Origin of the sequence: Pseudomonas sp. WS 5010, assembly GCF_012985565.1 — a bacterium.
Lineage (GTDB): Bacteria > Pseudomonadota > Gammaproteobacteria > Pseudomonadales > Pseudomonadaceae > Aquipseudomonas.
The window spans coordinates 266,717-288,526 of the sequence record NZ_JAAQWQ010000003.1 but is presented as its reverse complement, the minus strand read 5'-3'; the positions used below and the strand labels follow the sequence as shown (position 1 = coordinate 288,526).

General features: G+C 60.8%; 21 protein-coding genes and 5 tRNA genes. 8 read left to right on the top strand and 18 right to left on the bottom strand.

What is annotated here, in order from left to right; translation table 11 throughout:
* Positions 1–83: 83 nt before the first annotated feature.
* The 4 genes from HBO11_RS10250 to HBO11_RS10235 form a co-directional block, all read right to left on the bottom strand.
* Complete coding sequence (locus tag HBO11_RS10250) at positions 84–2,114, bottom strand: methyl-accepting chemotaxis protein (protein ID WP_169950998.1); 2,031 nt, start codon at positions 2,112–2,114, stop codon at positions 84–86.
* 300 nt (positions 2,115–2,414) lie between these two features.
* Positions 2,415–3,251, bottom strand: a complete 837-nt coding sequence (gene ampE, locus HBO11_RS10245; RefSeq protein WP_169951001.1) for a regulatory signaling modulator protein AmpE — start codon at positions 3,249–3,251, stop codon at positions 2,415–2,417.
* Positions 3,248–3,811: a 1,6-anhydro-N-acetylmuramyl-L-alanine amidase AmpD gene (gene ampD / locus HBO11_RS10240; protein ID WP_169951005.1), complete on the bottom strand. Its 564-nt coding sequence runs from the start codon at positions 3,809–3,811 to the stop codon at positions 3,248–3,250. Before ampD ends, ampE begins: the two co-directional genes overlap by 4 nt.
* Positions 3,812–3,873: 62 nt before the next feature.
* Positions 3,874–6,033 carry a DUF1631 domain-containing protein gene (locus HBO11_RS10235; RefSeq protein ID WP_169951008.1) on the bottom strand — a complete coding sequence of 720 codons (2,160 nt, stop codon included), beginning with the start codon at positions 6,031–6,033 and terminating at the stop codon, positions 3,874–3,876.
* A gap of 269 nt (positions 6,034–6,302) precedes the next feature.
* On the opposite strand from HBO11_RS10235, the gene nadC reads away from it, so the two are divergent.
* A complete protein-coding gene (nadC, locus tag HBO11_RS10230; RefSeq protein ID WP_169951010.1) occupies positions 6,303–7,151 on the top strand; it encodes a carboxylating nicotinate-nucleotide diphosphorylase in 849 nt (282 codons plus the stop codon).
* Between the two features lie 78 nt (positions 7,152–7,229).
* Here the strand turns inward: nadC and HBO11_RS10225 are convergent, their stop codons facing one another.
* The 4 genes from HBO11_RS10225 to HBO11_RS10210 form a co-directional block, all read right to left on the bottom strand.
* Positions 7,230–7,535: a DUF6388 family protein gene (locus tag HBO11_RS10225; protein WP_169951014.1), complete on the bottom strand. Its 306-nt coding sequence runs from the start codon at positions 7,533–7,535 to the stop codon at positions 7,230–7,232.
* A 136-nt stretch (positions 7,536–7,671) separates the two neighbouring features.
* Positions 7,672–7,744 (bottom strand) — tRNA-Thr (locus HBO11_RS10220).
* Between the two features lie 39 nt (positions 7,745–7,783).
* Entirely contained in the window at positions 7,784–9,190 is a 1,407-nt protein-coding gene (locus HBO11_RS10215) for an O-antigen ligase family protein (protein WP_169951016.1), read from the bottom strand.
* A gap of 63 nt (positions 9,191–9,253) precedes the next feature.
* Complete coding sequence (locus HBO11_RS10210) at positions 9,254–9,664, bottom strand: pilin (protein WP_169951393.1); 411 nt, start codon at positions 9,662–9,664, stop codon at positions 9,254–9,256.
* Positions 9,665–9,867: 203 nt separating this feature from the next.
* Here HBO11_RS10210 and HBO11_RS10205 point away from each other — a divergent pair, with 203 nt between their 5' ends.
* The 4 genes from HBO11_RS10205 to yacG are packed head-to-tail and all read left to right on the top strand — an operon-like array spanning position 9,868 to position 12,783.
* A complete protein-coding gene (locus HBO11_RS10205) occupies positions 9,868–11,088 on the top strand; it encodes a type II secretion system F family protein (protein WP_169951019.1) in 1,221 nt (406 codons plus the stop codon).
* Positions 11,089–11,096: 8 nt separating this feature from the next.
* Entirely contained in the window at positions 11,097–11,963 is an 867-nt protein-coding gene (locus HBO11_RS10200; protein WP_275941750.1) for an A24 family peptidase, read from the top strand.
* The gene (coaE, locus tag HBO11_RS10195; protein WP_169951024.1) at positions 11,960–12,583 is read left to right on the top strand and encodes a dephospho-CoA kinase; all 624 of its coding nucleotides are present in this window, start codon (positions 11,960–11,962) and stop codon (positions 12,581–12,583) included. The genes HBO11_RS10200 and coaE overlap by 4 nt, the downstream gene beginning before the upstream one ends.
* Complete coding sequence (yacG, locus tag HBO11_RS10190) at positions 12,580–12,783, top strand: DNA gyrase inhibitor YacG (RefSeq protein ID WP_092238375.1); 204 nt, start codon at positions 12,580–12,582, stop codon at positions 12,781–12,783. Before coaE ends, yacG begins: the two co-directional genes overlap by 4 nt.
* Here the strand turns inward: yacG and HBO11_RS10185 are convergent.
* The 3 genes from HBO11_RS10185 to HBO11_RS10175 all read right to left on the bottom strand — a co-directional run bounded on the left by HBO11_RS10185 (position 12,780) and on the right by HBO11_RS10175 (position 14,212).
* Entirely contained in the window at positions 12,780–12,995 is a 216-nt protein-coding gene (locus HBO11_RS10185) for a hypothetical protein (protein ID WP_057441062.1), read from the bottom strand. The two genes, yacG and HBO11_RS10185, sit on opposite strands and share 4 nt — an antisense overlap.
* Before the next feature lie 63 nt (positions 12,996–13,058).
* Positions 13,059–13,748: an energy-coupling factor ABC transporter permease gene (locus HBO11_RS10180; RefSeq protein ID WP_169951027.1), complete on the bottom strand. Its 690-nt coding sequence runs from the start codon at positions 13,746–13,748 to the stop codon at positions 13,059–13,061.
* Positions 13,745–14,212, bottom strand: a complete 468-nt coding sequence (locus tag HBO11_RS10175) for an FAD/FMN-containing dehydrogenase (protein WP_169951030.1) — start codon at positions 14,210–14,212, stop codon at positions 13,745–13,747. The genes HBO11_RS10180 and HBO11_RS10175 overlap by 4 nt, the downstream gene beginning before the upstream one ends.
* 102 nt (positions 14,213–14,314) lie before the next feature.
* Between HBO11_RS10175 and HBO11_RS10170 the strand changes: the two genes are divergently transcribed.
* The 3 genes from HBO11_RS10170 to HBO11_RS10160 are packed head-to-tail and all read left to right on the top strand — an operon-like array spanning position 14,315 to position 16,516.
* Positions 14,315–14,944, top strand: a complete 630-nt coding sequence (locus HBO11_RS10170) for a DUF1780 domain-containing protein (RefSeq protein WP_029292005.1) — start codon at positions 14,315–14,317, stop codon at positions 14,942–14,944.
* A gap of 39 nt (positions 14,945–14,983) precedes the next feature.
* A complete protein-coding gene (locus HBO11_RS10165) occupies positions 14,984–15,157 on the top strand; it encodes a DUF3094 family protein (RefSeq protein WP_169951032.1) in 174 nt (57 codons plus the stop codon).
* 60 nt (positions 15,158–15,217) lie between these two features.
* Positions 15,218–16,516 (top strand): NAD(P)/FAD-dependent oxidoreductase, encoded by a 1,299-nt coding sequence (locus HBO11_RS10160; protein WP_169951034.1) that lies wholly within the window; start codon positions 15,218–15,220, stop codon positions 16,514–16,516.
* 130 nt (positions 16,517–16,646) lie between these two features.
* Here HBO11_RS10160 and HBO11_RS10155 read toward each other — a convergent pair.
* The 7 genes from HBO11_RS10155 to rluD all read right to left on the bottom strand — a co-directional run bounded on the left by HBO11_RS10155 (position 16,647) and on the right by rluD (position 21,766).
* Positions 16,647–16,723: transfer RNA gene (locus tag HBO11_RS10155), tRNA-Pro, on the bottom strand.
* A 96-nt stretch (positions 16,724–16,819) separates the two neighbouring features.
* Positions 16,820–16,895 (bottom strand) — tRNA-Lys (locus HBO11_RS10150).
* A gap of 5 nt (positions 16,896–16,900) precedes the next feature.
* Positions 16,901–16,977: transfer RNA gene (locus HBO11_RS10145), tRNA-Pro, on the bottom strand.
* Between the two features lie 9 nt (positions 16,978–16,986).
* Positions 16,987–17,062 (bottom strand) — tRNA-Asn (locus tag HBO11_RS10140).
* A 300-nt stretch (positions 17,063–17,362) separates the two neighbouring features.
* Positions 17,363–19,927 carry an ATP-dependent chaperone ClpB gene (clpB, locus tag HBO11_RS10135; RefSeq protein WP_092230488.1) on the bottom strand — a complete coding sequence of 855 codons (2,565 nt, stop codon included), beginning with the start codon at positions 19,925–19,927 and terminating at the stop codon, positions 17,363–17,365.
* 154 nt (positions 19,928–20,081) lie between these two features.
* On the bottom strand, positions 20,082–20,807 hold the full coding sequence (pgeF, locus tag HBO11_RS10130) for a peptidoglycan editing factor PgeF (RefSeq protein WP_169951036.1): 726 nt from the start codon (positions 20,805–20,807) through the stop codon (positions 20,082–20,084).
* Positions 20,804–21,766, bottom strand: a complete 963-nt coding sequence (gene rluD, locus HBO11_RS10125) for a 23S rRNA pseudouridine(1911/1915/1917) synthase RluD (RefSeq protein ID WP_029292014.1) — start codon at positions 21,764–21,766, stop codon at positions 20,804–20,806. The genes pgeF and rluD overlap by 4 nt, the downstream gene beginning before the upstream one ends.
* Between the last annotated feature and the right edge of the window lie 44 nt (positions 21,767–21,810).

The window sequence follows — 21,810 nt, the reverse complement described above, 5'->3', positions numbered from 1 at the left end:
ACCCAATCGCACTACAAAAAAAGCTCACACGGGAAAACAGGACATGCACTACATCACCAACAAACTATACCTACAGACATAACTCACACGCGAAATGCGCCGATCAGCTTTTTCAGCTCAATCACCTGCAGGGACAATTGCCGGCTGGCCTCTTCGGTCTGGTGCGCGCCTTGGGCTGCGTGCTCGCCAGCCCGATTGATCTCGACGATGTTCTGGTCGATGTCGTGGGCCACCGCCGTCTGCTGCTCCACCGCCGCCGCGATTTGCTGGTTCTGATCGACGATCATGCCTACCGCACCGAGGATGTTTTCCAGGGCCAGCTGGACTTTTTCCGACTGACCAACCGTACCACTGGCCATTTTATGGCTGCTGCCCATGGCCTTCACCGCTGCGCTGACGCCCTGGTGCAGCTTGGCGATCATCTGCTCGATTTCTTCGGTGGAGTGCTGGGTGCGTCGGGCCAGGGTGCGGACCTCGTCGGCCACCACCGCAAACCCGCGCCCCTGCTCACCGGCCCGTGCCGCCTCGATGGCCGCGTTCAAGGCCAGCAGGTTGGTTTGCTCGGCAATGCTCTTGATCACTTCCAGCACGCTGCTGATGGATTGGCTGTCGATGGCCAGTTGATTGATCACCAGCACTGACTGATCGATCTCCGATGCCAGCAGCGCGATGCTGCCTTGCTGGGATTGCACCAGGCCACGCCCGCTGAGGGTTTCATCGTTGACGCTGTGGGCACTGCTGACAGCCGCTGCCGCACTGCGTGCCACTTCGTGGGCGGTTGCCGACATCTGGTTCATGGCCGTCGCCACCTGCTCGATCTGGCTGCGCTGGCCCGACACCGCCTGGTTGCTGCGCGCCGACACCGATTCCACTTGCCCGGCCTGATGCTCGACTTCATGGACGGTCTGCCCTACCCGTTCGATCAGGTCGTGGATTTTCGCCACGGTGCCGTTGAACACTTCGCCCAACTCCCCCAGTTCATCGCGGCTCTGGGACTTGAAGCTGACGGTCATGTCCCCGGCAGCGACCTTATCCATCATCGCGCCCAGGCGGCGCAGGGTGGTGCGCGTCGAGGCGTAGAAGCCGCCGTACAGATAGAAAATCAACAGGAACACCGCCGCCAGCGCCGCGACCAGCAGCACCATGTGCGTGCGGTTCTGGGCCAGGCGCTGTTGCAGCTGCTGGTCGAGGAAGGACAGGGTCGCGTCGTCCAATTGATAGGTCTTGGCCATCAAGGCCGTCACGTCGTCATAGAAGGTCTGCCATGGCGCCTCCAGGGTTTCGGCCATCACCACCTGCTCTTCAAACAGTTCGCTGCCCTGCTTGAGGCTGGCCTGGCTGGCTTGGGCCAAGGCATCCAGGGAGCCATGGGCGGCCTTGCTGGAGCCGAGGGCGTCCTGCACTTTCAAGCCGTATTCAGCCTGGAGCTTTTCCAATTGCTGCAGCAGTTCGTCAAAGCGCGTACTGGACGACGAGTTGAGAAAACCCTGGCCCAGGGAGTACGCGCCCATGGCCCGGCCCTCGCCCAGGGCCTGGGTGACTTGCGGGGTGACGCTGGTCACCAGGTCGCTGAGTTGGCGCACATCGCTCTGCACATCACGGCTCAACCCCGACTGGCTGGCAATGATCTGGCTGAACATCTGTGCCTTGTTGAGCAACTTGCCGATCAACGCACTTTTGCTCAACAGTGAAGACTCGGTTTGCTGGCCCTTGAACGCCGCAATCATTTCATCGCGCTTGCTTTCGAACACTGCGACCTGCTCCGGATCGGCCGTCATCGCCTGGAAGCCTTGCAGGCGTTCAAGTACGCGCTGCTCCAATGCCGTGATGCGGCTTTCGATATCCCCCGCCTTGCCTGCCTGGCCGAGGGTGGCGTTGATCTGTACCTGATTGTTCAGGGTTTCCAGGTCGCGGCGCAGGATCAGGCTGCTGCCCAGCAGGTCCAGGCTCTGCAACTCCACCTGCGTGCCCTGGAACTCACGCCAGGAGTCGCGCACCAGGTAATAGTTGGTTACCAGCATCGGCAGGAAAAACAGCACGCTGATCAGGCTGAACTTCATGCCGAAGCTCAGGCGATTCATCAACGCAATGGCGGGATAGAGCAAGCTCTTCACAGATGAACTCCCTTTTCTTTTATTTTTATTGAAGGCGCAGGGCAGCGGCAGAAAGCCACTATTGGGCGCGCTGTCTGTATAGCTTAAATCGGCGGGGAGTTTTGTAACTTAAGGTTAACGCGATCAGTGGGGATTGGCGGCGGGCCGATTTTTGAAGCCACAACAGACTCTATGTGGGAGGGCTTGTGTGGGAGCGGGCTTGCCCGCGATAGCGGTGTGTCAGTACCGGATTTTTGACGGCTACACCGCATCGCGAGCAAGCCCGCTCCCACACAAGCCTGCTCCCACAAGAGGTATTTTTCAGGGCAAGACGGTCCAGATCGCAAACCCGGCGTACCACAACACGGCAGCGCGCAGCAGCAGTTCCCACAACCGGTCCAGGCTGTTGATACCTTCGGCACCGACCACCGGCGCAGGAATTTCGCCGGCCACCAGGCCGACCTTTTCCACCAGTTGCGCTGCGCTGATATCCCAGCTCAGCAGCTCATGCAGCATCACCCGGCTGACCGCGACAAAGTTGCCGACCAGGGCAAAACTTGCCGCCAGCAACCGCACCGGCAACCAGTCGAAGGCATGGCGCAATTGCCCGGCGCGCTCGACCACCAGCGGGTTTTGCCCGTGTTCGGTAGCCAGTGCCAGCAAGCGGTAGGCCAGGACGACCACCGGGCCAAGGAGGAAGTACCAGAAAATCACCGCGAAAAAGCTCTGGTAGGCCTGCCACAGCAAATGGCCCTGGACCCGCTCCAGCAGTTGCTCGCCGCTGTCGGCGCCAATGGCCAGGTCGCGCTCGGCAACGTGTTCAGCCGCTTGCAGGTCACCCCGGCGCCAGGCATCACGAAACGGCCCCAACTGGCCCAGCAGGTCACCACGGCCCAGGCTGTAGATCACCACCAGCAGGTGCACCGGCAGTGCCAGCAAACCATAGGCCACCGGCTCCAGGACCAGCAGCAACAGCCCCAGCAGCGCGACTGGCAGCAATACCAGCAACACCAGGATCAGCCAGGGTTGCTTGCCCAGCCGCGCGCTCGACTCAAGCCGGGCCAGTTCGCGCAGCCAAAGGCCATCGCGTTGTACCCGCGAACGCAAGGCCGAGAACTTCTCGATCCATACCGCCAGCACCAACACCAGGAAACTCATTGTGCATGTCCTCCTTCCTGCAAGGCGCCGCGAAAACGCGCCCAATCAAAAGCCGGTCCAGGATCGGTCTTGCGTCCTGGGGCGATGTCACTATGACCGCAAATGCGCTGGAGCGTGATGCCCGGGTAGGCGGCCAGCAATTGGCGACTCAGTTCGATCAAGGATTGGTACTGGGCGTCGGTAAAGGGCTGGTCGTCGGTCCCTTCAAGCTCGATCCCCAGGGAAAAGTCGTTGCAGGTCTCGCGCCCCTCGAAACAGGAGACGCCGGCATGCCAGGCACGGTCCTGGCAGGAGACAAACTGCGTCACGGCGCCGTCGCGCTCAATCAGAAAGTGCGCAGAAACCCGTAGGTCGGCAATACCTGCAAAGTAGGGATGCTCCGTGACATCCAGGCGATTCTGGAAGAACTCCTGCACTTTGCCCGTGGCGAACTGGGCCGGTGGCAAGCTGATGTTATGCACCACCAACAGGGAAATCTCGCCGCCCGGGCGTTCATTGAAGTTGGGCGACGGGCAATGGGCAATGCCCTGGCACCAACCGCTGGTGGGGTCCAACTGCATACAGGTTCCTTGCGCAAGACGTGGGAGCGTCCAGTATGCCGTGATCCGCCAGGTGGTTGCGATCACTTGGCGCGATTGAGTTGCCGCAGATTGCCAATCACCGACGCCAGCGCGCGGTCGAACAGCAGTGCATCATCGAGGGTACGCACCCCGCCACGCTTGAACTCCAAGGCCAGTTCAGTGCAGGTTTTCTCCAGCACCTTGAGGCCTGTGCGATTGACAAATATATAGCTGTTGGCGGGCGCGATAATCGCTGTCAGCTTGCAGCGCAGGGTGTTTTCCTCATCTTCGCGAAATTCGACCCAACTGCCGATGCGCAGTTGTCGGACCTTGAGCAGATCGGGATCGTCCTCCGCCAGGCTGACCGTCTGCCCTGGCGCCCCAGCCGCCGCGTCCTCGCGCACTTGGACCAGTGTCACGCCGGGCAGCGCCGCCCCCTGGAACGCCTGGGTATGCAGGGCCTGCAACTGGACAAAAAACTCCCGGGTGACAAACGAATCAAACGCCGCCTCGCTCAACCCTTCACGCAGGGCCTTGAGCAACGCGGGCAACTGTTCCAGCAGGCGGTGGCCAGCCTCCGTGTCTTCACTCAGGCCGACACTCCAGATCAATTCGTCCATGGCCCGCAACCGCGCCTGCCATTGCGGCGAGTGTTGCCCGTGCTTGAGGCATTCGAGCAACAAGACCTGGCTCCACGCCTGTTGCAGGAACTGCACCACGAACTGCGGCAAGACCTTGCCCAGCAAGCGTTGGCTAACCGCATCGGCGACCCGTTGCCGGGCCTGTTCGGTGCGGGCGCGCCCTTCTTCGGCGTCGCGGGTGCGCTGTTCGAGCAACTCACTGCGGCGGCGCTCGTCCTGGGTGTAAGCGGTGAATTCCTGCAGCAGCACGGAGAAAATCGCCGGGTCGTCGACAAAATCATTCAACAGGCACTGCACCACCTGCTCGATGCGCACGTAGAGGCTGTCACGCTGATAGTCGTCACGTTTGCCCCAGCCCATGGCGGCGGTCCCGATTTCATTGAGCAAGCGCCGCGCCGGGTGGCTGCCACGACTGAAAAAACTCTTGTCCAGCACGGCCACTTTCAACATCGGAATCTGTAGGCGCGCGATCAACGCCTTGAGGGAATCGGGCAGGGTGCGGTCGTCGAGGATGAATTCGAACAACATGGCGATCAGGTTGATCACATCCTCGTCGGCATCTTCCACTACCCGCGACTTACCACTCTTGACGCTGACCCGGGTGAGCAGTTCTTCCAATTGGCGGCGCAGGTCGAAATCGTCCTCGACCGCAGGTTCCGGCACATACTGCTGCAGGTGAGACAGCAGGCGCAGCAGGTCACGGGTAGAAATCGGCTGGGCCTGGGCGCTGGCCTCCAGGGTCGGGGCCACACTGCCGCGCACGGTCAGTAGCAGTTCTTGCAGAGCCGCGAAGACTTGTTGCTCGGCCTCATCGGCCTGCGGGTCGGCAGCAGGGGCCGCTTCGACCGGCGGGCGGGCCCTGCTGGCGCGCTCGCCGGCACGCCGCGAAGGGACGGCCTTGAGTTCGGGCAGCACGCCGGTGGCGACCAGCAACTGATTGGCCTCGCCGTAGAGCAGGTCGGCATCGCTGAGCACGTACTTTTCAAACAGTTTCAAAATGATCAGCTTGACCCGGATCTCCACCCCCAGGCTGCGCCCGGCCCGCAGGAAGTACTCGCAGAGCATCGCCGGGCCAAGGGGGTTTTCCCGATCGTCGAGGCGCTTGCCCAGCAGCGCACCGAGGCGGGCGGTCAGTTGCCCCAGGGCCAGGCCATCACGGTGCATGACCTTGTCGAGCATGGCCTCCAGGGCCACGGCTTTTTCCAGGTCATCGGCGCACGCGCCGGGCACTGCTTCGTAGGAAACCGTCGGCAACAGCAACTCGCCTTGCCCGGCCTGCCCCAGGTTGGCGAATGCGTCGAAGAATTGCTCCATGAACACGCGCTCGAAGTTCTTGCGCTTGAGGCGCAGGTCGCGCATGGCTTCAAAGAAAATATTGTGGTCGGCGTTGTTGCGGGCCTTGTCGGCCATTTCGAACAGGGTGTCGTCGGCGTTATCGAACAGTTCCTGCAAACCCCGGTCGAGTTGCTGGGTGGCCTTGTCACGCACCTGGAGCACGATCACAGGCAGGCGGGCGAGCGGCGACGGCATCGCTTGTGCGGCGATCTTGTTGATCGGCACCACCTTTGCGTCATTGTGCATGCTGGCCTCCTGGAACGACGGGGTTCGGTTTTGTGAGCGCTCGCGCGGCAACCGCCAATGGAATACCGGCGGGAGCGCGATTATCTGTAGATCACCGAGACGTCAAAGCTATGACGCCAATTGCAAGGCGCGAGATTATCTTGCAAATAGCCCCTGTAGCGCCAGCAAACTCTGTAGGTGCTTTGTAATCAGGCAGGTTATGCCGGCATACCTTGGGTTCGGCGCTGCCATGCCCCTATAATCGGGGCACTTTGTATGTGGAGCCCGCTATGCCGAATCTACGCCTCGCCGACCTTACCGCCGAAATCGAAGCCAACGTGCGCCGCGCACTGCTGGAAGACATCGGCAGCGGCGATATCACCGCGCAATTGATCCCGGCCGAACGGCTGGCCAAGGCCACGATCATCACCCGGGATGCTGCCGTGATCAGTGGCACCGCCTGGGTCGATGCCGTGTTCCGCCAGTTAGACCCGCGGGTTGCCGTGCATTGGCAGGTGCGCGACGGTGAACGCGTCAGCCCCAATCAGGCGCTGTTCCACCTCGAAGGCCCCGCCCGCTCGTTGCTGACCGGTGAGCGCAGTGCGCTGAATTTCCTGCAACTGTTGTCGGGCGTGGCCACGCGCGCGCAGTACCTGGCGGACTTTGTCGCCAGTACCCAGGTCAAGCTGCTGGACACCCGCAAGACCCTGCCGGGCCTGCGTCTGGCGCAAAAATACGCAGTGACCTGCGGCGGTTGCCACAATCATCGCATCGGCCTGTATGACGCGTTCCTGATCAAGGAAAACCATATCGCCGCCTGCGGTGGCATTGCCCAGGCGATAGCTGCCGCCCACAAGATCGCCCCGGGCAAGCCGGTGGAAGTCGAAGTGGAAAGCCTGGAAGAGTTACGCGAAGCCCTGGCGGCGGGCGCCGATATCATCATGCTGGATGAGTTGAGCCTGGACGACATGCGCGAAGCCGTACGCTTGAACGGCGGCAAGGCCAAGCTGGAAGCCAGCGGCGGGATCAATGAAAGCACCTTGCTGCCCATTGCCGAGACCGGCGTGGACTACATCTCCATCGGGGCGATGACCAAGGATGTGAAGGCAGTGGATTTGTCGATGCGGCTCAGTATCTAACACCGTCATCGCCAGCAAGCCGGCTCCTACACAATTGTGCGACACCTGTAGGAACCAGCTTGCCGGCGATAATCGCGTTTAAACCACCAGATTGTTCATCTCGCAGTACTCTTCCCACTCGACACCCAGCACCTCGGCCGCCTCTTTGTGCAAGGCCAGGCGCGCCGCTTCGAATTCTTCCGCTGTGGTCGTGTACTTAAGGGTCAGTTCCCAAGGCTGGAAGCCCTGGCTCTCGGCCTCGTCCTCGAATGCCCACTGGATCTGGTCGCGCTGGTCATCAGCGTTCAGTTCCTTGATCTCTTCCTTAAGCTGCGGCGATTCCTCGAGATATTTCTTGAGGGCTTCTGCGTGCCGCACTTCCTGGGTCATTGCTGTCGTGGTCATGTCGTTCTCTTAGATCGAGGAATGGGGATGCATCTGGGTCATCAAGGTTGCGCAGATACAAAAGAACGGGCACGAATACCGGTTCATCTGGCCTTCAGAACCATTCTGGGATCATCTGAAAACTGTGGTGCCTTTTTGCCCGAGACAGGAGTCGAACCTGCGACCTTCGCGTTACGAGTGCGCTGCTCTACCAACTGAGCTACACGGGCGGTGGGCTAAAGCTAGCACTGCATTGGGCGCCCGGCAACTTACCGGATGTGCGACGCAATGACTCCCTGGACCCAGAACCGTGGCTGCAGATGGCTTTTGGCAACGTCAATGTAGTGTTGGCTGCGCTCAGTGGCACCAGGCAAGTCGCGATACACGACAAATACCAGCCACACCACCGCGAGCACTGCCGACGCTTGCCAGGCCCGGTACAACAGCGGCATCGGCGCGACAACCGGCGTGCGCCACGGATGCAATGCCATCAGCCACCCCACCACCAGCGCCAACCAGAGTTGCGAATAAGGCATCACAATCACCCCATCGACCATGGCCTGCACCGTCGCGCCCAGCAGCGCGGCAAATAGGCACAGGCGCAGCAGGTCTTGCGCGGACCCTGCCGCCCCTTGCCGATGAATGACCACCAACGTGGCCCAACCGCCGCGCAACGCCAGCAGCGCCACACACAAGGCCGATGGCACGCCCCACTCACTGGCCCACTGCAGGATCGCCTGGTGCGGGTGGGCGGCAATCGGGTTAGGGATATCGGCAAAGTGCATCGGCCCGAAACCCAGCCACGGCCGTTCGCGGATCATGTCCCAGGCTTGCCACCAGATCACTTCACGGCCCGAAAGGCTGGTGGTGAGCCGGTCATTGGAAAGACTGGCAATTTCCAGCCCCAGGTAACGCGCCAGGACCGTGAACAACAACCAGTACAAAAACAGCCCGCCACACAGTGCAGCCAACTGCCAGGTCAACCAGCGGCGCCCCGCAGCCCCCAGGAAAGCCACGACGATTGCAGCCACGCCGATGCCCAGCCAGGTGCCACGGGTGCCGCCACTGATTGCAATCAACCACCAGGCACACAACAGGGCAAATACCAACCCTCGCGCCAACCGCGAGGTGCTCGCGAGCAACAGCGGCAATGCCAGCAACGGCAAGGTAAATGTCTGGAACTGGCCGTAGAAGCGCTTGTTGGAGAACCCGGAAAGCAGGAGGTCAGTGTCCAGTGTCGGTGCGCCACTGGTAAACGCCAGCACGCCCGCGTACCCGTATTGCACAACCTTGATCAGGCACAGCAGCAACACAAACAGGATCAGCACCTGATCCAGGGCTGGATCGCCATTGCGCCGCAACCGGGCAAACGCTGCGGCAATCACCCCGCAGGTGATCATCAGCGCCCACTCGGTCAGCGCCCAGAGTGGCTGGTGGGCCAACGACGAAGAGATCAGGCCCAGGCCGAATACCAGCGCCAGGCCGATAGCGGTGGGCTTGTCGACCAGGCGCATGGCGGGAGTCGCCAGGCAATAGAGCAACGCACAGACACCCACGCCGACCTGCATGACACGCTGCCAGTCATGGCCACTGAAGGACAGGGTAATACCCAGTAGCAAAAGGCTCAGCGCCAGCACCAGGAACACGCTTCCTCGCTGTTGCACGGATAACGTCATGGGCAACCTTTACTTGGGAGCCCGTCACGCCGGGCTCCTATCACTGATTAAGGCAGCCCGGCCTCAGTTGCCAGCCGCACACCCCTTTGCAACGTACTGCTCGTCAGCGCTGGTGGTGCACTTCCAACCCTCACTGGCACTGCGCGCCAGGGTAATGAGCTTGCCCTGGATCGGCGCAGGCGCATCGAGGATTTGGCAGGCAATCGAGCCCGTCCCCGCAGCCACATCACCCACCACGCTGATCACGCAGTTGGCGGTCGGGCTGGAGCCACCGATCAGCGCCAGCGTGGGCACCGTGCCCTGGTTGAAGGTGTCTTCGAAGCCCGCCTTCAACGCCGAGATTTCCGCCAGCCCAGCCGTGAACTTGGCCTTGGCCTGGTGCTTGGTGTACATGGGCAGGCCAATGGTGGCCAAGATGCCGATGATCGCCACGACGATCAACAACTCGATCAAAGTAAAGCCGTTCTGACGCATCACACTCACTCTCCAGAATAAAACCCCATCGCAAGGCACGTCCTGCGCCCTGCCCTCAACAACCGCGCCAGTGTACTCATCCGCGCCGGGCAAGGCCCTCACAAGACGCACAATCTGACATTTTCCCCTTGTCCAATAGCCTGACGGACACAGAGGCCTGACTAAGCTGTAGATCGTCACCTGCCGATGAGCTGTCGCCGCCAATGAATGATGTCACCGCGAACCCCGCCACCACCTACGCCTGGGAAGGCACGTTGCGCAATGGCCGCAAGGTCTCTGGCGAAACCCGTGGCCATAGCCCCGCCATGATCAAGGCCCAATTACGCCGGCAAGGTATCAACCCGCTTCGGGTACAGATGCGCTCCAGCCTCCTTTCGGGCCTGGGCAACCCCATCACCCCGGCCGATATTGCGCTGTTCACTCGCCAACTGGCCACTCTGCTGAGGGCGGGAATCCCCCTGCTGCAAGCCTTCAACATGATTGGCGAAGGCTTTGACAGCCGCGCCATGCGCACGATGGTCCAGGGATTGAAGCAGGAGATTGCCGCAGGCAACAGCCTGACCGGCGCATTATTGAAACAGCCGCAGTGTTTCACCCCACTGTATTGCAGCCTGATCGCGGCCGGCGAACAGGCTGGCACCCTGGAAACCCTTCTGGAACGAGTAGCCACCCACCTGGAAAAGAGCCAACGCCTCAAGGCCCGGATCAGGAAGGCCATGACCTATCCGCTGGTGGTCCTGCTCGTGGCGGCGCTGGTCAGCAGCATCTTGCTGATCCACGTCGTACCCCAATTCGAAAGCCTGTTCGCCGGCATCGACACACCGCTGCCGCGCTTTACCCAACTGGTTATCCTGCTGTCCGAATTCATGCAGAGCGCATGGTGGATGCTGTTGCTGGCCGTGGCCGCGACTGCCTGGGGGATACGCCGTGGCTACCGTCGACACAACGGCTTGCGCCTGTGGCTGGACACTGGTTTGTTGAAACTGCCGTTGGCAGGCACACTGCTGAAAAAAACCGCTGTCGCCCGCTACGCTCGCACACTCGCCACTACCTTCGCCGCCGGCGTGCCGCTGGCACAGGCGTTGGATTCAGTGGCCGCAGCCACCGGCAACGAGCGGTTCACCCAGGCAATCACGCGCATGCGCCAGGACGTGGCAATAGGAATGCAATTGAATCAATCCATGAGCGCCAGCGGCCTGTTCCCTGGCATGGCGATCCAGATGACAGCCATCGGCGAAGAGTCGGGCACGCTGGACAGCATGCTGGAGAAGGTCGCCGAGCATTATGAAACGGACGTCGACAACCTGGTGGACAACCTGACCAGCCTGATGGAGCCGCTGATCATGGTGGTGCTCGGCAGCATTGTCGGGGCGCTGGTGATCGCCATGTACCTACCGATCTTCCAGCTTGGCACGGCGTTTTGAACATGACCCTGGAGCAACTCCTGATCCTCCACCCCTGGCTGTTCGTCTGGGCTGCACTGGTGCTGGGACTGATCGTTGGCAGCTTCCTCAACGTGCTGGTCTGGCGCCTGCCGAAAATGCTCGAGCGGGACTGGCGCGCCCAGGCCCATGAAATACTCGGCCTGCCCCCGGAGCCCAGCGGCCCGACCTATAACCTGCTGCACCCCAACTCCTGCTGCCCGCACTGCTCACAGCCGATTCGCCCGTGGCAAAACATCCCGGTGCTCAGCTACTTGCTGCTGCGGGGGCGCTGCGCGCAGTGCCACGCCTCCATCAGCCCACGCTACCCGCTGACCGAACTGGCCTGCGGGCTGCTCTCGGCATTTATTGCCTGGCACTACGGCTTCGGCTGGCCGGCCGCGGGAGTGCTGTTCTTGAGTTGGGGCCTGCTGGCTATGAGCCTGATCGACGCCGATCACCAACTGCTGCCGGATGTGCTGGTGCTGCCACTGCTGTGGCTGGGGTTGATCCTCAATTATTTCGAGTTGTACGTGACCCTGCCCGATGCCCTGTTGGGCGCGGTTGCCGGTTACTTGAGCCTGTGGTCGGTGTTCTGGCTGTTCAAGCTGTGCACTGGCAAGGACGGCATGGGCTATGGCGACTTCAAGCTACTGGCCCTGCTCGGCGCCTGGGGTGGCTGGCAGATCCTGCCGCTGACGCTGCTGCTGGCATCGCTGGTGGGCGCGATAGCAGGGGTGATTCTGTTGCGCATGCGTAACGCGCAGACATCGGTGCCCCTACCGTTTGGTCCCTATCTGGCGATTGCCGGCTGGATTGCATTGCTCTGGGGTGGTCAAATAACCGACTTCTATTTGCAGTCTGTCGGTTTCAGATGACCACTTCTGTCGCAACACCCTGGATTCTTGGCTTGACGGGCGGTATCGGCAGCGGCAAAAGCGCTGCCGCCCAGCACTTTATCGACCTTGGCGTAGACCTTATCGACGCCGACCATGCCTCGCGCTGGGTGGTGGAGCCCGGTCGGCCGGCGTTGGCAAAGATTGCCGAGCACTTTGGCAGCGCAATCCTGCTGCCCGATGGCCAGTTGGATCGCGCTGCCTTGCGCAAGCGTATTTTCGAGGCGCCGCAAGAACGCCTGTGGCTTGAGGCCCTGCTGCACCCACTGATTGCCGACGAGATCCGCAGCCATCTGGCCCGCGCCCGCTCGCCCTATGCGATCCTGGTGTCGCCGTTGTTGATCGAGTCGGGCCAGCACACCATGACCCAGCGCATCCTGGTGATCGATGTGCCGCAATCAACACAGATTCAGCGTACCCTGCTGCGCGATGGCATCAGCGAAGGACAGGTGCAGGCAATTCTCAAGGCCCAGGCCTCACGGGAAGATCGCCTGCGCCATGCCGACGATGTACTGGTCAATGACCAGGACCTGGCCTGGCTACAGGCCGAGGTCGAGCGACTGCACCACTTTTACCTTACTTTGCGTGGAGGCCGAACATGAGCCAACCCTTGACCGTCGAATGCCCAACCTGCGGCGCCCCCGTGGAATGGAAAGCGACCAACCTCAACCGGCCATTCTGCTCGGATCGCTGCAAACTGATCGACCTGGGTGCCTGGGCCTCAGAGGAACACAAGATTCCGGTCAGCCCGGACGCCGAAGACGAACTGTTCTCCGAAGACCTGCCACCGCGCGCCCACTAAGGCCGCATAAAGCCGTAGTCTTGTTGGTCGTCGAGGTTTTCCGCTAAAAACTGCAACTCGTCGGCCAGGTCTTCGGCACTACGCACGCCCTTGCTCTGCTGCACCACTGCACTGAGCAAGGCACGCAGGCTCAAGCCCGGGTCAAAACCGATTTCCTGTGCCGCATCCTGGCTTCTGCGCAACTCCTGCCGTGCCCACTCGTACACACTCATGATCGTGCTCCTGGAAGTTTCGCAGAGCATGCGACCACTTTTGCGTCACGCCTTTGATTTGGATCAAGGGCGTGAATTGTCATCTTTCCAGGGCGCCGAGAGGTAGCGCGTGCGGTTGAAAGTCTCAAGCCATTCCGGGCAAAACACCACCAGCGCACTGATCACCATGCCGTTGATAAACGCTTCGGGAAAGATGATCAGCCACAGGTAACCGATGAAGTCCTCGATCCACTCGGGCATGGCAAAGCGCCCATCCAGCCACAACAAGCCCAGGCCGGCCAACAGGCACAGCAACGCCGACAATGCGGCGGCAAAAAAGCCGGAACAGAAGATATACACGAAGGGATTGCGCGGCTGCGCCCGTTCCACCAGCAACGCGCACGTCTCAGTCACCAATACCGGCAAGAGGACCAGCAGCGCGCCGTTGACCCCGACTGCCGCCAAGTCCTGGCGCCCGAGCAGCACCAGGCCCAGTTGCGCCGCGAGCCCGCCGACGATTGCCAATGGCCAGTCGAGCAGCAGGGTCACGGCGGTCATGCCGATAAAGTGGTAGGACACCCCGGTGTCGAAGTCCCGGCGCACCAACCACAGCATGAACAGCGCGAACACCGTGCCAAATAACAGGTGCTGACGCCGCCGGTCGGCAAACAGTTCGACCCAGGACGAGCGCAGGATCGCCCATACAATCACCGGCGCATACAGCAGCCAGCCCAGCCACAGGGTGTGCGGTGCCAGCACGGCGGCGCTGATCACGGCTGCACCTGCTCCAGGGCCTGGCGCAGTTCGGCGGCAGAGGCGTACTCATGGCGCGCCACCAGCTTGCCGTCTTCCAGTTGCAGCCACAGCACTTTATCCACAGGTGCCGGATAGCGCGGAGCGATCCGCGCATCACGATCGAGCATCACCCGGTAGTTGTAGGCCTGCATCGCCGGGACCGCAAAGAGCTTGGCGATCAGCCTCGGCATGCGCTGGATATCGGCGACAAACACCCCATGGCGCGCCTCCAGATACCCCTTGGGCTGGCCCTGCAATGCCGTATCCACCAGTTTGGCCGCGTCCATGCTGCGCGCCACCAGCAGGACCTGCGCCTGGTTATCCAGGGTGTAGGCCTGGTCGAATTGATCGAGCAGGGTCCACGGCGCCAACCGCTCCCCGAGTTCAACCGCCTGGGCCCACAGGGGCAGAAAGCTCAGAAATACCGCAAGCAAAAACCTCACCGCAAACTCCTTGTGCAAAACCGTCAACCGAACCGCCAGTCTACACCGAGCCTTTTCACACGGGACTTCCTGCGGTCATCATTTGAACGCTAAGCTGGAACCATGGATGACTCAGATTATTTGCGCCTGCTCACCATAGCGGCCGAACAAGCCAACGCGTTCCTGTCCAATGCCCGCAAATGGGAGCGTGAGCGTTGGGTCTGCCAGCGCCTGCTGCAAGGCCTGAATGTGCCCTACCGCGCCGAAGAGTTTCATGCCGCGGGTCAAGAACCGCCCGATGTGCTGTTTCGCGATGCCAGTTTCGAGGTGTTTTTTGTCCTCGACGAAGGCCGGCGCCTGAATGACGAATGGCGCGACGAACTGCTGCGCCGACGCAGTGCCTTTTCCCTGAGCCAATTGGTGCGGCGCGAGGCCAAGCCCAGGCGCATTCCCGCCCATGAATTCCTCCTGCGCCTGGCGCCGACCCTGCGCAAGAAAGCCCATAATTACAAAGAACGCGGCATGGACCTGGGCGAGCTGGATATCATCGCCTTCGCCAGCCTCAAGCGCGAAGTGCTGGACCTCAACAGCCATTTCCCGCCGCCCACCGAGTACCTGCGCCAGGGCTGGCGCTCGCTGTCATTGGTCGGTCCGACCTTTGCGCGGGTGCTGTTCGCCCATCCGGACGCGCCGGATTTCTTGCGCAACAACCTGGGGCGCAGCATAGTGTTCGATGTGGGTATCAGCCTGTAACGTGGTGCCCTTCTGCAACGTCTACCTGACGAGGCCTTTATGACCAGCCGCCTGAACCCTGACGACCAACAACATGTCGAAGAGTACCTGCAACTGTCCCAGCACCAGGTTGAGCGCAAGCCTTTCCGGCCGTGGCTGCTCCTTGGGGTGGTACTGGTTGTGGTGATTGGCCTGGGCATTCTGAGCCGTCTTTTGAGTTACCTGACGCTATGAGCTGCCTGGCGCTCGCTCGGGTAACTGCACCGATTTCTTTTAGCCTTGCGAGATACCCCCATGACCCATCGTATTATTATCGTCGGCGGCGGCGCCGGCGGCCTGGAGTTGGCTACCCGCCTGGGTAAGACTCTGGGCAAGCGCGGTACCGCCAGCATTACGCTGGTCGATACCAACCTGACCCATATCTGGAAGCCCCTGCTGCACGAGGTGGCGGCCGGCTCGCTGAACTCTTCTGAAGACGAACTCAATTATGTTGCCCAGGCAAAATGGAACCACTTCGAGTTCCAGCTAGGGCGCATGAGCGGGCTCGATCGTGAACAGAAGAAAATCCAACTGGCCGCAACCCTTGATGAAGAAGGCCGCGAGCTGGTGCCTGCACGCGTGCTGGGGTATGACACCCTGGTGATTGCCGTCGGCAGCACCACCAATGACTTCGGCACCGAAGGCGCGGCACAGCACTGCCTGTTCCTCGATACCCGCAAGCAGGCCGAACGTTTCCATCAGCAATTGCTCAACCACTACCTGCGCGCCCATGCCGGGCAAACCGATGTGGTGGAACAAATCAGCGTGGCAATCGTTGGCGCTGGCGCTACCGGCGTCGAACTGGCCGCCGAACTGCACAACGCCGCCCATGAACTGGCGGCCTACGGCCTGGACCGGATCAAGCCGGAAAACATGCACATCACCCTGATCGAAGCCGGCCCTCGGGTATTGCCAGCGCTGCCAGAGCGGATCAGCGGGCCTGTGCATAAAACCCTGGAAAAGCTTGGCGTGACGGTCATGACCAACTCGGCCGTGAGCGAAGTCACTGCTGACAGCCTGATTACCAGCAGCGGCCAAGTGATCCCCGCCAGCCTCAAGGTGTGGGCCGCCGGGATTCGCGCGCCAGGGTTCCTCAAGGACATCGACGGCCTGGAGACCAACCGCATCAACCAATTGCAGGTGCTGCCAACGCTGCAGACCACCCGTGACGAGAATATCTTCGCCTTCGGTGACTGCGCCGCCTGCCCGCAGCCAGGCACCGACCGCAACGTTCCACCACGGGCGCAAGCAGCCCACCAGCAGGCGTCACTGCTGGCCAAGTCCCTGAAATTGCGCATCGAAGGCAAGACACTGCCCAGCTACAAGTACACCGACTATGGCTCCCTGATCTCGCTGTCGCGTTTTTCGGCTGTGGGTAACTTGATGGGCAACCTGACCGGCAGTGTGATGCTCGAAGGCTGGCTGGCGCGGATGTTTTATGTGTCGCTGTACCGCATGCACCAGATGGCGTTGTACGGGTTCTTCCGCACGATGATGTTGATGCTGGGCAGCAAGATTGGCCGAGGCACCGAGCCGCGGCTCAAGCTCCACTAACAACACGGCCCAGTGTGGGACTGCTCAATGTGGGAGGGGGCTTGCCTCTTCCCACATTTGATCGAGGTAACTTCAGCTTTTGCACAGGCAAAAAAAATCCCCGTATCTTTCGATACGAGGATTTTTAATATGGTCGGGGTAAGGGGATTCGAACTCCTGACATCCTGCTCCCAAAGCAGGCGCGCTACCGGACTGCGCTATACCCCGGTAAAAAAAAGGCGACCTTTTCAAGTCGCCTTCTTCGATCAGGACTTTTGGCCTCTGATCTTAAGATTCGATTCCAGCGTTAACTGGTCTCAAAAATGGTGGGTCGTGTGGGATTCGAACCTACGACCAATTGGTTAAAAGCCAACTGCTCTACCAACTGAGCTAACGACCCAAAAATGGTCGGGGTAAGGGGATTCGAACTCCTGACATCCTGCTCCCAAAGCAGGCGCGCTACCGGACTGCGCTATACCCCGGTTTGAAATTGGCTCCGTGACCAGGACTCGAACCTGGGACCCAATGATTAACAGTCATTTGCTCTACCGACTGAGCTATCACGGAACTACATATTTCAAAGTACTACGATGCTGCTTACTACCTTCTCTTCGACCCGTCCGTATCGCTACGTTCGTGTGTCTGAGGCGCGCTATTCTACAATCTTAAAAACCCCTGTCAACCCTTTAAATTGCTTTTAAGACAATGATTTGCGCTTCTTTCTGATTTCTCCTTGGGGAGAAGAAACCCGTGGGCTGACGTTGCTGCGGGGCGCACTTTACAAGCCTTTGCCTTACAGTTCAACGCCCTATCGAAAAAAAAGGCCCCGCAATGCGGGGCCTCTGCTTATAACCACCAGTTGCAGGCTTAGTGGAAGACGATTTCGTCGTTTTCCACGGTGGCCTTGACGCTGGTCCCCGGCATAAAGCTGCCCGAGAGGATCAGTTGCGCCAGCGGGTTCTCGATCCAGCGCTGGATCGCACGTTTCAAAGGCCGTGCGCCATACACCGGGTCGTAGCCAACCGCGATCAACTTGTCCAAGGCCTCGCTGCTCAGTTCCAGCATCAGCTCGCGCTCTGCCAGACGGCTGCGCAGGCGACCCAGTTGGATCTCGGTAATGCCAGCGATCTGATCCCGCGCCAAAGGCTCGAAGATCACCACTTCGTCGACCCGGTTGATAAATTCCGGGCGGAAGTGGCTGGTCAGCGCGTCCATTACCGCAGCACGCTGGCCTTCACGATCCCCGACCATCTCCTGGATCTGTACCGAGCCCAGGTTGGAGGTCATCACGATCACCGTATTACGGAAGTCCACGGTACGCCCGTGGCTGTCTGTCAGCCGGCCATCTTCCAGCACTTGCAGCAACACGTTGAACACATCCGGGTGGGCCTTCTCGACCTCATCCAGAAGGATCACCGAGTAAGGCTTGCGCCGTACCGCTTCGGTCAGATAGCCGCCTTCCTCGTAGCCCACATAGCCTGGTGGCGCTCCGATCAAACGAGCCACGGAGTGTTTCTCCATGAACTCGGACATATCAATGCGCACCATCGCCTCTTCAGTATCAAAGAGGAACTCGGCCAGGGCCTTGCACAGCTCGGTCTTACCCACACCGGTCGGGCCGAGGAACATGAACGAGCCACTCGGGCGATTCGGGTCGGACAAACCGGCCCGTGAACGCCGCACCGCATTGGACACTGCCACCACGGCCTCTTCCTGGCCAATCACGCGTTGGTGCAACAGGCTTTCCATACGCAACAGTTTGTCACGCTCGCCTTCCAGCATCTTCGACACCGGAATGCCGGTCCACTTGGACACAACCTCGGCAATTTCTTCCTCGGTCACCTTGCTGCGCAGCAACTGGTTTTCGCTGTGGCCATGCTGGTCGACCATTTGCAGGCTGCGTTCCAGATCCGGGATCACCCCGTACTGCAACTCGGCCATGCGGTTCAGGTCGCCTTTACGGCGGGCAGCTTCCAGTTCCTGGCGCGACTGCTCTATTTTTTGCTGGATCTGTGCGGAACCCTGTACTTCGGCTTTTTCCGAGGTCCAGATTTCTTCCAGGTCCGAATACTCGCGCTCCAGGCGGACGATTTCTTCCTGGAGTTTTTCCAGGCGTTTCTTCGCCGCGTCATCGTCCTCTTTTTTCAGCGCCTGGGATTCCACTTTCAGTTGAATCAGGCGGCGCTCCAAGCGGTCCAGCACCTCAGGCTTGGAGTCGATCTCCATGCGAATCCGGCTGGCCGCTTCGTCGATCAGGTCAATGGCCTTGTCCGGCAGCTGACGATCAGTGATATAGCGATGGCTCAACTTGGCCGCCGCGATGATCGCACCGTCAGTGATTGCCACGCGGTGGTGGACCTCATAACGCTCTTTCAGGCCACGCAGGATCGCGATGGTGTCTTCTTCGCTCGGTTCTTCCACCAGGACTTTCTGGAAGCGACGCTCAAGGGCCGCGTCCTTTTCAATGTACTGGCGGTATTCGTTGAGCGTGGTCGCCCCCACACAATGCAACTCACCCCGGGCCAGTGCTGGCTTGAGCATGTTGCCTGCGTCCATCGAGCCTTCGCCTTTACCAGCGCCGACCATGGTGTGCAGTTCGTCGATAAACAGAATGATCTGCCCTTCCTGCTTCGACAGCTCGTTAAGCAGGGATTTGAGGCGTTCTTCGAACTCGCCACGGAACTTGGCACCGGCGATCAACGCCCCCATGTCCAGGGACAGCAAGCGCTTGCCCTTGAGGCCGTCCGGCACCTCACCATTAATGATGCGCTGGGCCAGGCCTTCGGCGATGGCAGTTTTACCCACCCCAGGCTCACCGATCAGCACCGGGTTGTTCTTGGTACGACGCTGCAGGACCTGGATGGTGCGACGAATCTCGTCATCACGCCCGATCACCGGATCCAGCTTGCCGTCTTCGGCGCGCTTGGTCAGGTCGACGGTGTATTTGTCCAGGGCCTGGCGTGACTCCTCATGATTGGGGTCATTCACCGCCTCGCCGCCGCGCAGGTTGTTGATGGCATTTTCCAGGGCCTTTTTGCTCACGCCCTGGCCCAGCAACAACTTGCCGAGCTTGCTGTTGTCATCCATGGCGGCGAGCAACACCAGTTCGCTGGAGATGAACTGGTCACCCTTCTGCTGGGCCAGGCGATCTGCCTGGTTGAGCAGGCGCGCCAAATCCTGGGACATATTCACGTCGCCCGTCGGATTCTGGATTTTCGGCAGTTGGTCGAGCTCTTTGCTCAACTCTTTGCGCAGGCTGTTGACGTCGAAGCCCACCTGCATCAACAGGGGCTTGATAGAACCACCCTGCTGTTCGAGGAGTGCCTGCATCAAGTGCGCGGGCTCGATGGCCGGATGGTCGAGGCCAACCGCCAGGGATTGGGAATCCGATAACGCCAATTGTAATTTGCTGGTTAAACGATCAATACGCATTAGTCACCTTCCTTTTGAGCAGGCCGGAGCTATGTGCGAGCGAGCTTGCCCGCGATTAACGCATCCTGAATGAAGAAACCTGCCAGATACCCCTATAGATGGGGTGGATTCTGGAAGATTCAAGCCGGCACTGCTTGATATGGATCAGCAGAGTCTAGCGTTCGAGCCAGATCAGGGAGGCAAATCGACCGGTGCGCGGGCTGCGCCGGTAAGAAAAGAAGCGCGGATCGGTCACGGTGCACAAGCCGCCACCGTAGACGGCGGTGATTCCACGCGCAGCCAGGCGCAGGCGCGCCAACTGGTAGATGTCGGCAAGGAACTTGCCGGGGTTGTGGCCGGGAACGAAGGCCTGCGCGGTTTGCGGGTGTTGCTGCATAAACGCTTCACGCACTTCCGGGCCGACTTCAAAGGCCTTAGGGCCAATCGCCGGGCCCAACCACACCAGTACGTCGGCCGGCACAGCCCCCAGGCTGTCGGCGGCAGCTTCCAGTACACCCGCCGCCAGGCCACGCCAGCCGGCATGGGCCGCAGCAACCCGGGTACCGGCCTTGTTGCAAAACAGGGCCGGCAGGCAATCGGCGGTCATCGCCGTGCAGGCGACGCCCGGCGTCTCGGTCCAACTGCCATCAGCCTCGGCAATCTGTCCCGGGTCGGCCTTAACCACGACCACGCCATGCACCTGGCGCAGCCAGGCGGGCTGGATATCGAACGCGGCAGTGAGGCGACGACGATTTTCAAGCACAGCTGCAGGGCTGTCCTCGACGTGATCACCTAGGTTGAGGCTGTCGAACGGCGCCAGACTGACGCCGCCCGCACGGGTGGTGACGCAGGCTTTCACCCCGGCCGGCGCAGGCCAGTCAGGAATCAGCCAGTCATTCATCCGACAAAGGCCTCGCGGTCCTGCTTGAGCAACGACAGCAACCAGACAAAGTCGTCGGGCAGTGGCGATTCCCAGCTCATCCGCTCACCGCTCGTCGGATGATCCAGTTCCAGGAAGCGTGCATGCAGCGCCTGGCGCGGGAACGACTTCAATGACTCAACCATGGTCACGCTGGCGGCCGGCGGAATACGGAAGCGACCACCGTAGGCCGGGTCGCCGACCAACGGGAAGTTGATATGCGCCATATGTACCCGGATCTGGTGGGTACGGCCGGTTTCCAGCTTGACCCGCACATGGGTGTGGGAACGGAAGCGCTCCAGCACGCGATAGTGGCTGACGGCCTGCTTGCCGCCCTCCATCACCGCCATGCGCTGGCGCTGCTGGCCGTGACGACCGATAGGCGCGTTGATCTTGCCACCGGCCACGACCACACCAATCACGATGCACTCATAGATGCGGCTGACACTGCGACTCTGCAATTGTGTGACCAACTGCGTCTGCGCCTGGATGGTCTTGGCCACTACCATCAGACCGGTAGTGTCCTTGTCCAGGCGGTGGACGATGCCGCAGCGCGGGACATTGATGATGTCTGGCACATGGTGCAACAAGGCATTGAGCAAGGTGCCATCAGCGTGCCCGGCCGCCGGGTGAACCACCAGGCCTGCGGGTTTGTTGATCACGAGGATGTCGTCGTCTTCATAGACGATATCCAGCTCGATGTCCTGGGCGATCCATTCTCCCTGGGCTTCCTGCTCGGCAGTCAGCTCAAGAACCGAACCGCCATGAACTATGTCTCGCGGGCGGATAACCGCTCCATCCACAGTCAGGCGGCCGTCTTTGATCCAGGCGGAAAGGCGCGAGCGCGAGTGCTCAGCGAATAGTTGTGCGGCGACTTGATCGAGGCGTTGGCCGCCCAATTCGGACGGCACCTCTGCGCGAAGTTCAATTTTATCGGACATGCTCAGACTAGGCGTGGCACAGCCTTTGGTTTCGGCTGCGCGCT

Coding starts and splice junctions, on each gene's coding strand:
- HBO11_RS10185 (WP_057441062.1), bottom strand. CDS start 12,995: ATGAGTGTGTACGAGTGGGCACGGCAGGAGTTGCGCAGAAGCCAGGAT.
- rluD (WP_029292014.1), bottom strand. CDS start 21,766: ATGTCCGATAAAATTGAACTTCGCGCAGAGGTGCCGTCCGAATTGGGC.
- nadC (WP_169951010.1), top strand. CDS start 6,303: ATGCCGAATCTACGCCTCGCCGACCTTACCGCCGAAATCGAAGCCAAC.
- ampE (WP_169951001.1), bottom strand. CDS start 3,251: ATGAGTTTCCTGGTGTTGGTGCTGGCGGTATGGATCGAGAAGTTCTCG.
- HBO11_RS10210 (WP_169951393.1), bottom strand. CDS start 9,664: ATGCGTCAGAACGGCTTTACTTTGATCGAGTTGTTGATCGTCGTGGCG.
- yacG (WP_092238375.1), top strand. CDS start 12,580: ATGAGCCAACCCTTGACCGTCGAATGCCCAACCTGCGGCGCCCCCGTG.
- HBO11_RS10170 (WP_029292005.1), top strand. CDS start 14,315: ATGGATGACTCAGATTATTTGCGCCTGCTCACCATAGCGGCCGAACAA.
- HBO11_RS10165 (WP_169951032.1), top strand. CDS start 14,984: ATGACCAGCCGCCTGAACCCTGACGACCAACAACATGTCGAAGAGTAC.
- clpB (WP_092230488.1), bottom strand. CDS start 19,927: ATGCGTATTGATCGTTTAACCAGCAAATTACAATTGGCGTTATCGGAT.
- HBO11_RS10225 (WP_169951014.1), bottom strand. CDS start 7,535: ATGACCACGACAGCAATGACCCAGGAAGTGCGGCACGCAGAAGCCCTC.
- HBO11_RS10235 (WP_169951008.1), bottom strand. CDS start 6,033: ATGCACAATGACGCAAAGGTGGTGCCGATCAACAAGATCGCCGCACAA.
- coaE (WP_169951024.1), top strand. CDS start 11,960: ATGACCACTTCTGTCGCAACACCCTGGATTCTTGGCTTGACGGGCGGT.
- ampD (WP_169951005.1), bottom strand. CDS start 3,811: ATGCAGTTGGACCCCACCAGCGGTTGGTGCCAGGGCATTGCCCATTGC.
- HBO11_RS10215 (WP_169951016.1), bottom strand. CDS start 9,190: ATGACGTTATCCGTGCAACAGCGAGGAAGCGTGTTCCTGGTGCTGGCG.
- HBO11_RS10160 (WP_169951034.1), top strand. CDS start 15,218: ATGACCCATCGTATTATTATCGTCGGCGGCGGCGCCGGCGGCCTGGAG.
- HBO11_RS10205 (WP_169951019.1), top strand. CDS start 9,868: ATGAATGATGTCACCGCGAACCCCGCCACCACCTACGCCTGGGAAGGC.
- pgeF (WP_169951036.1), bottom strand. CDS start 20,807: ATGAATGACTGGCTGATTCCTGACTGGCCTGCGCCGGCCGGGGTGAAA.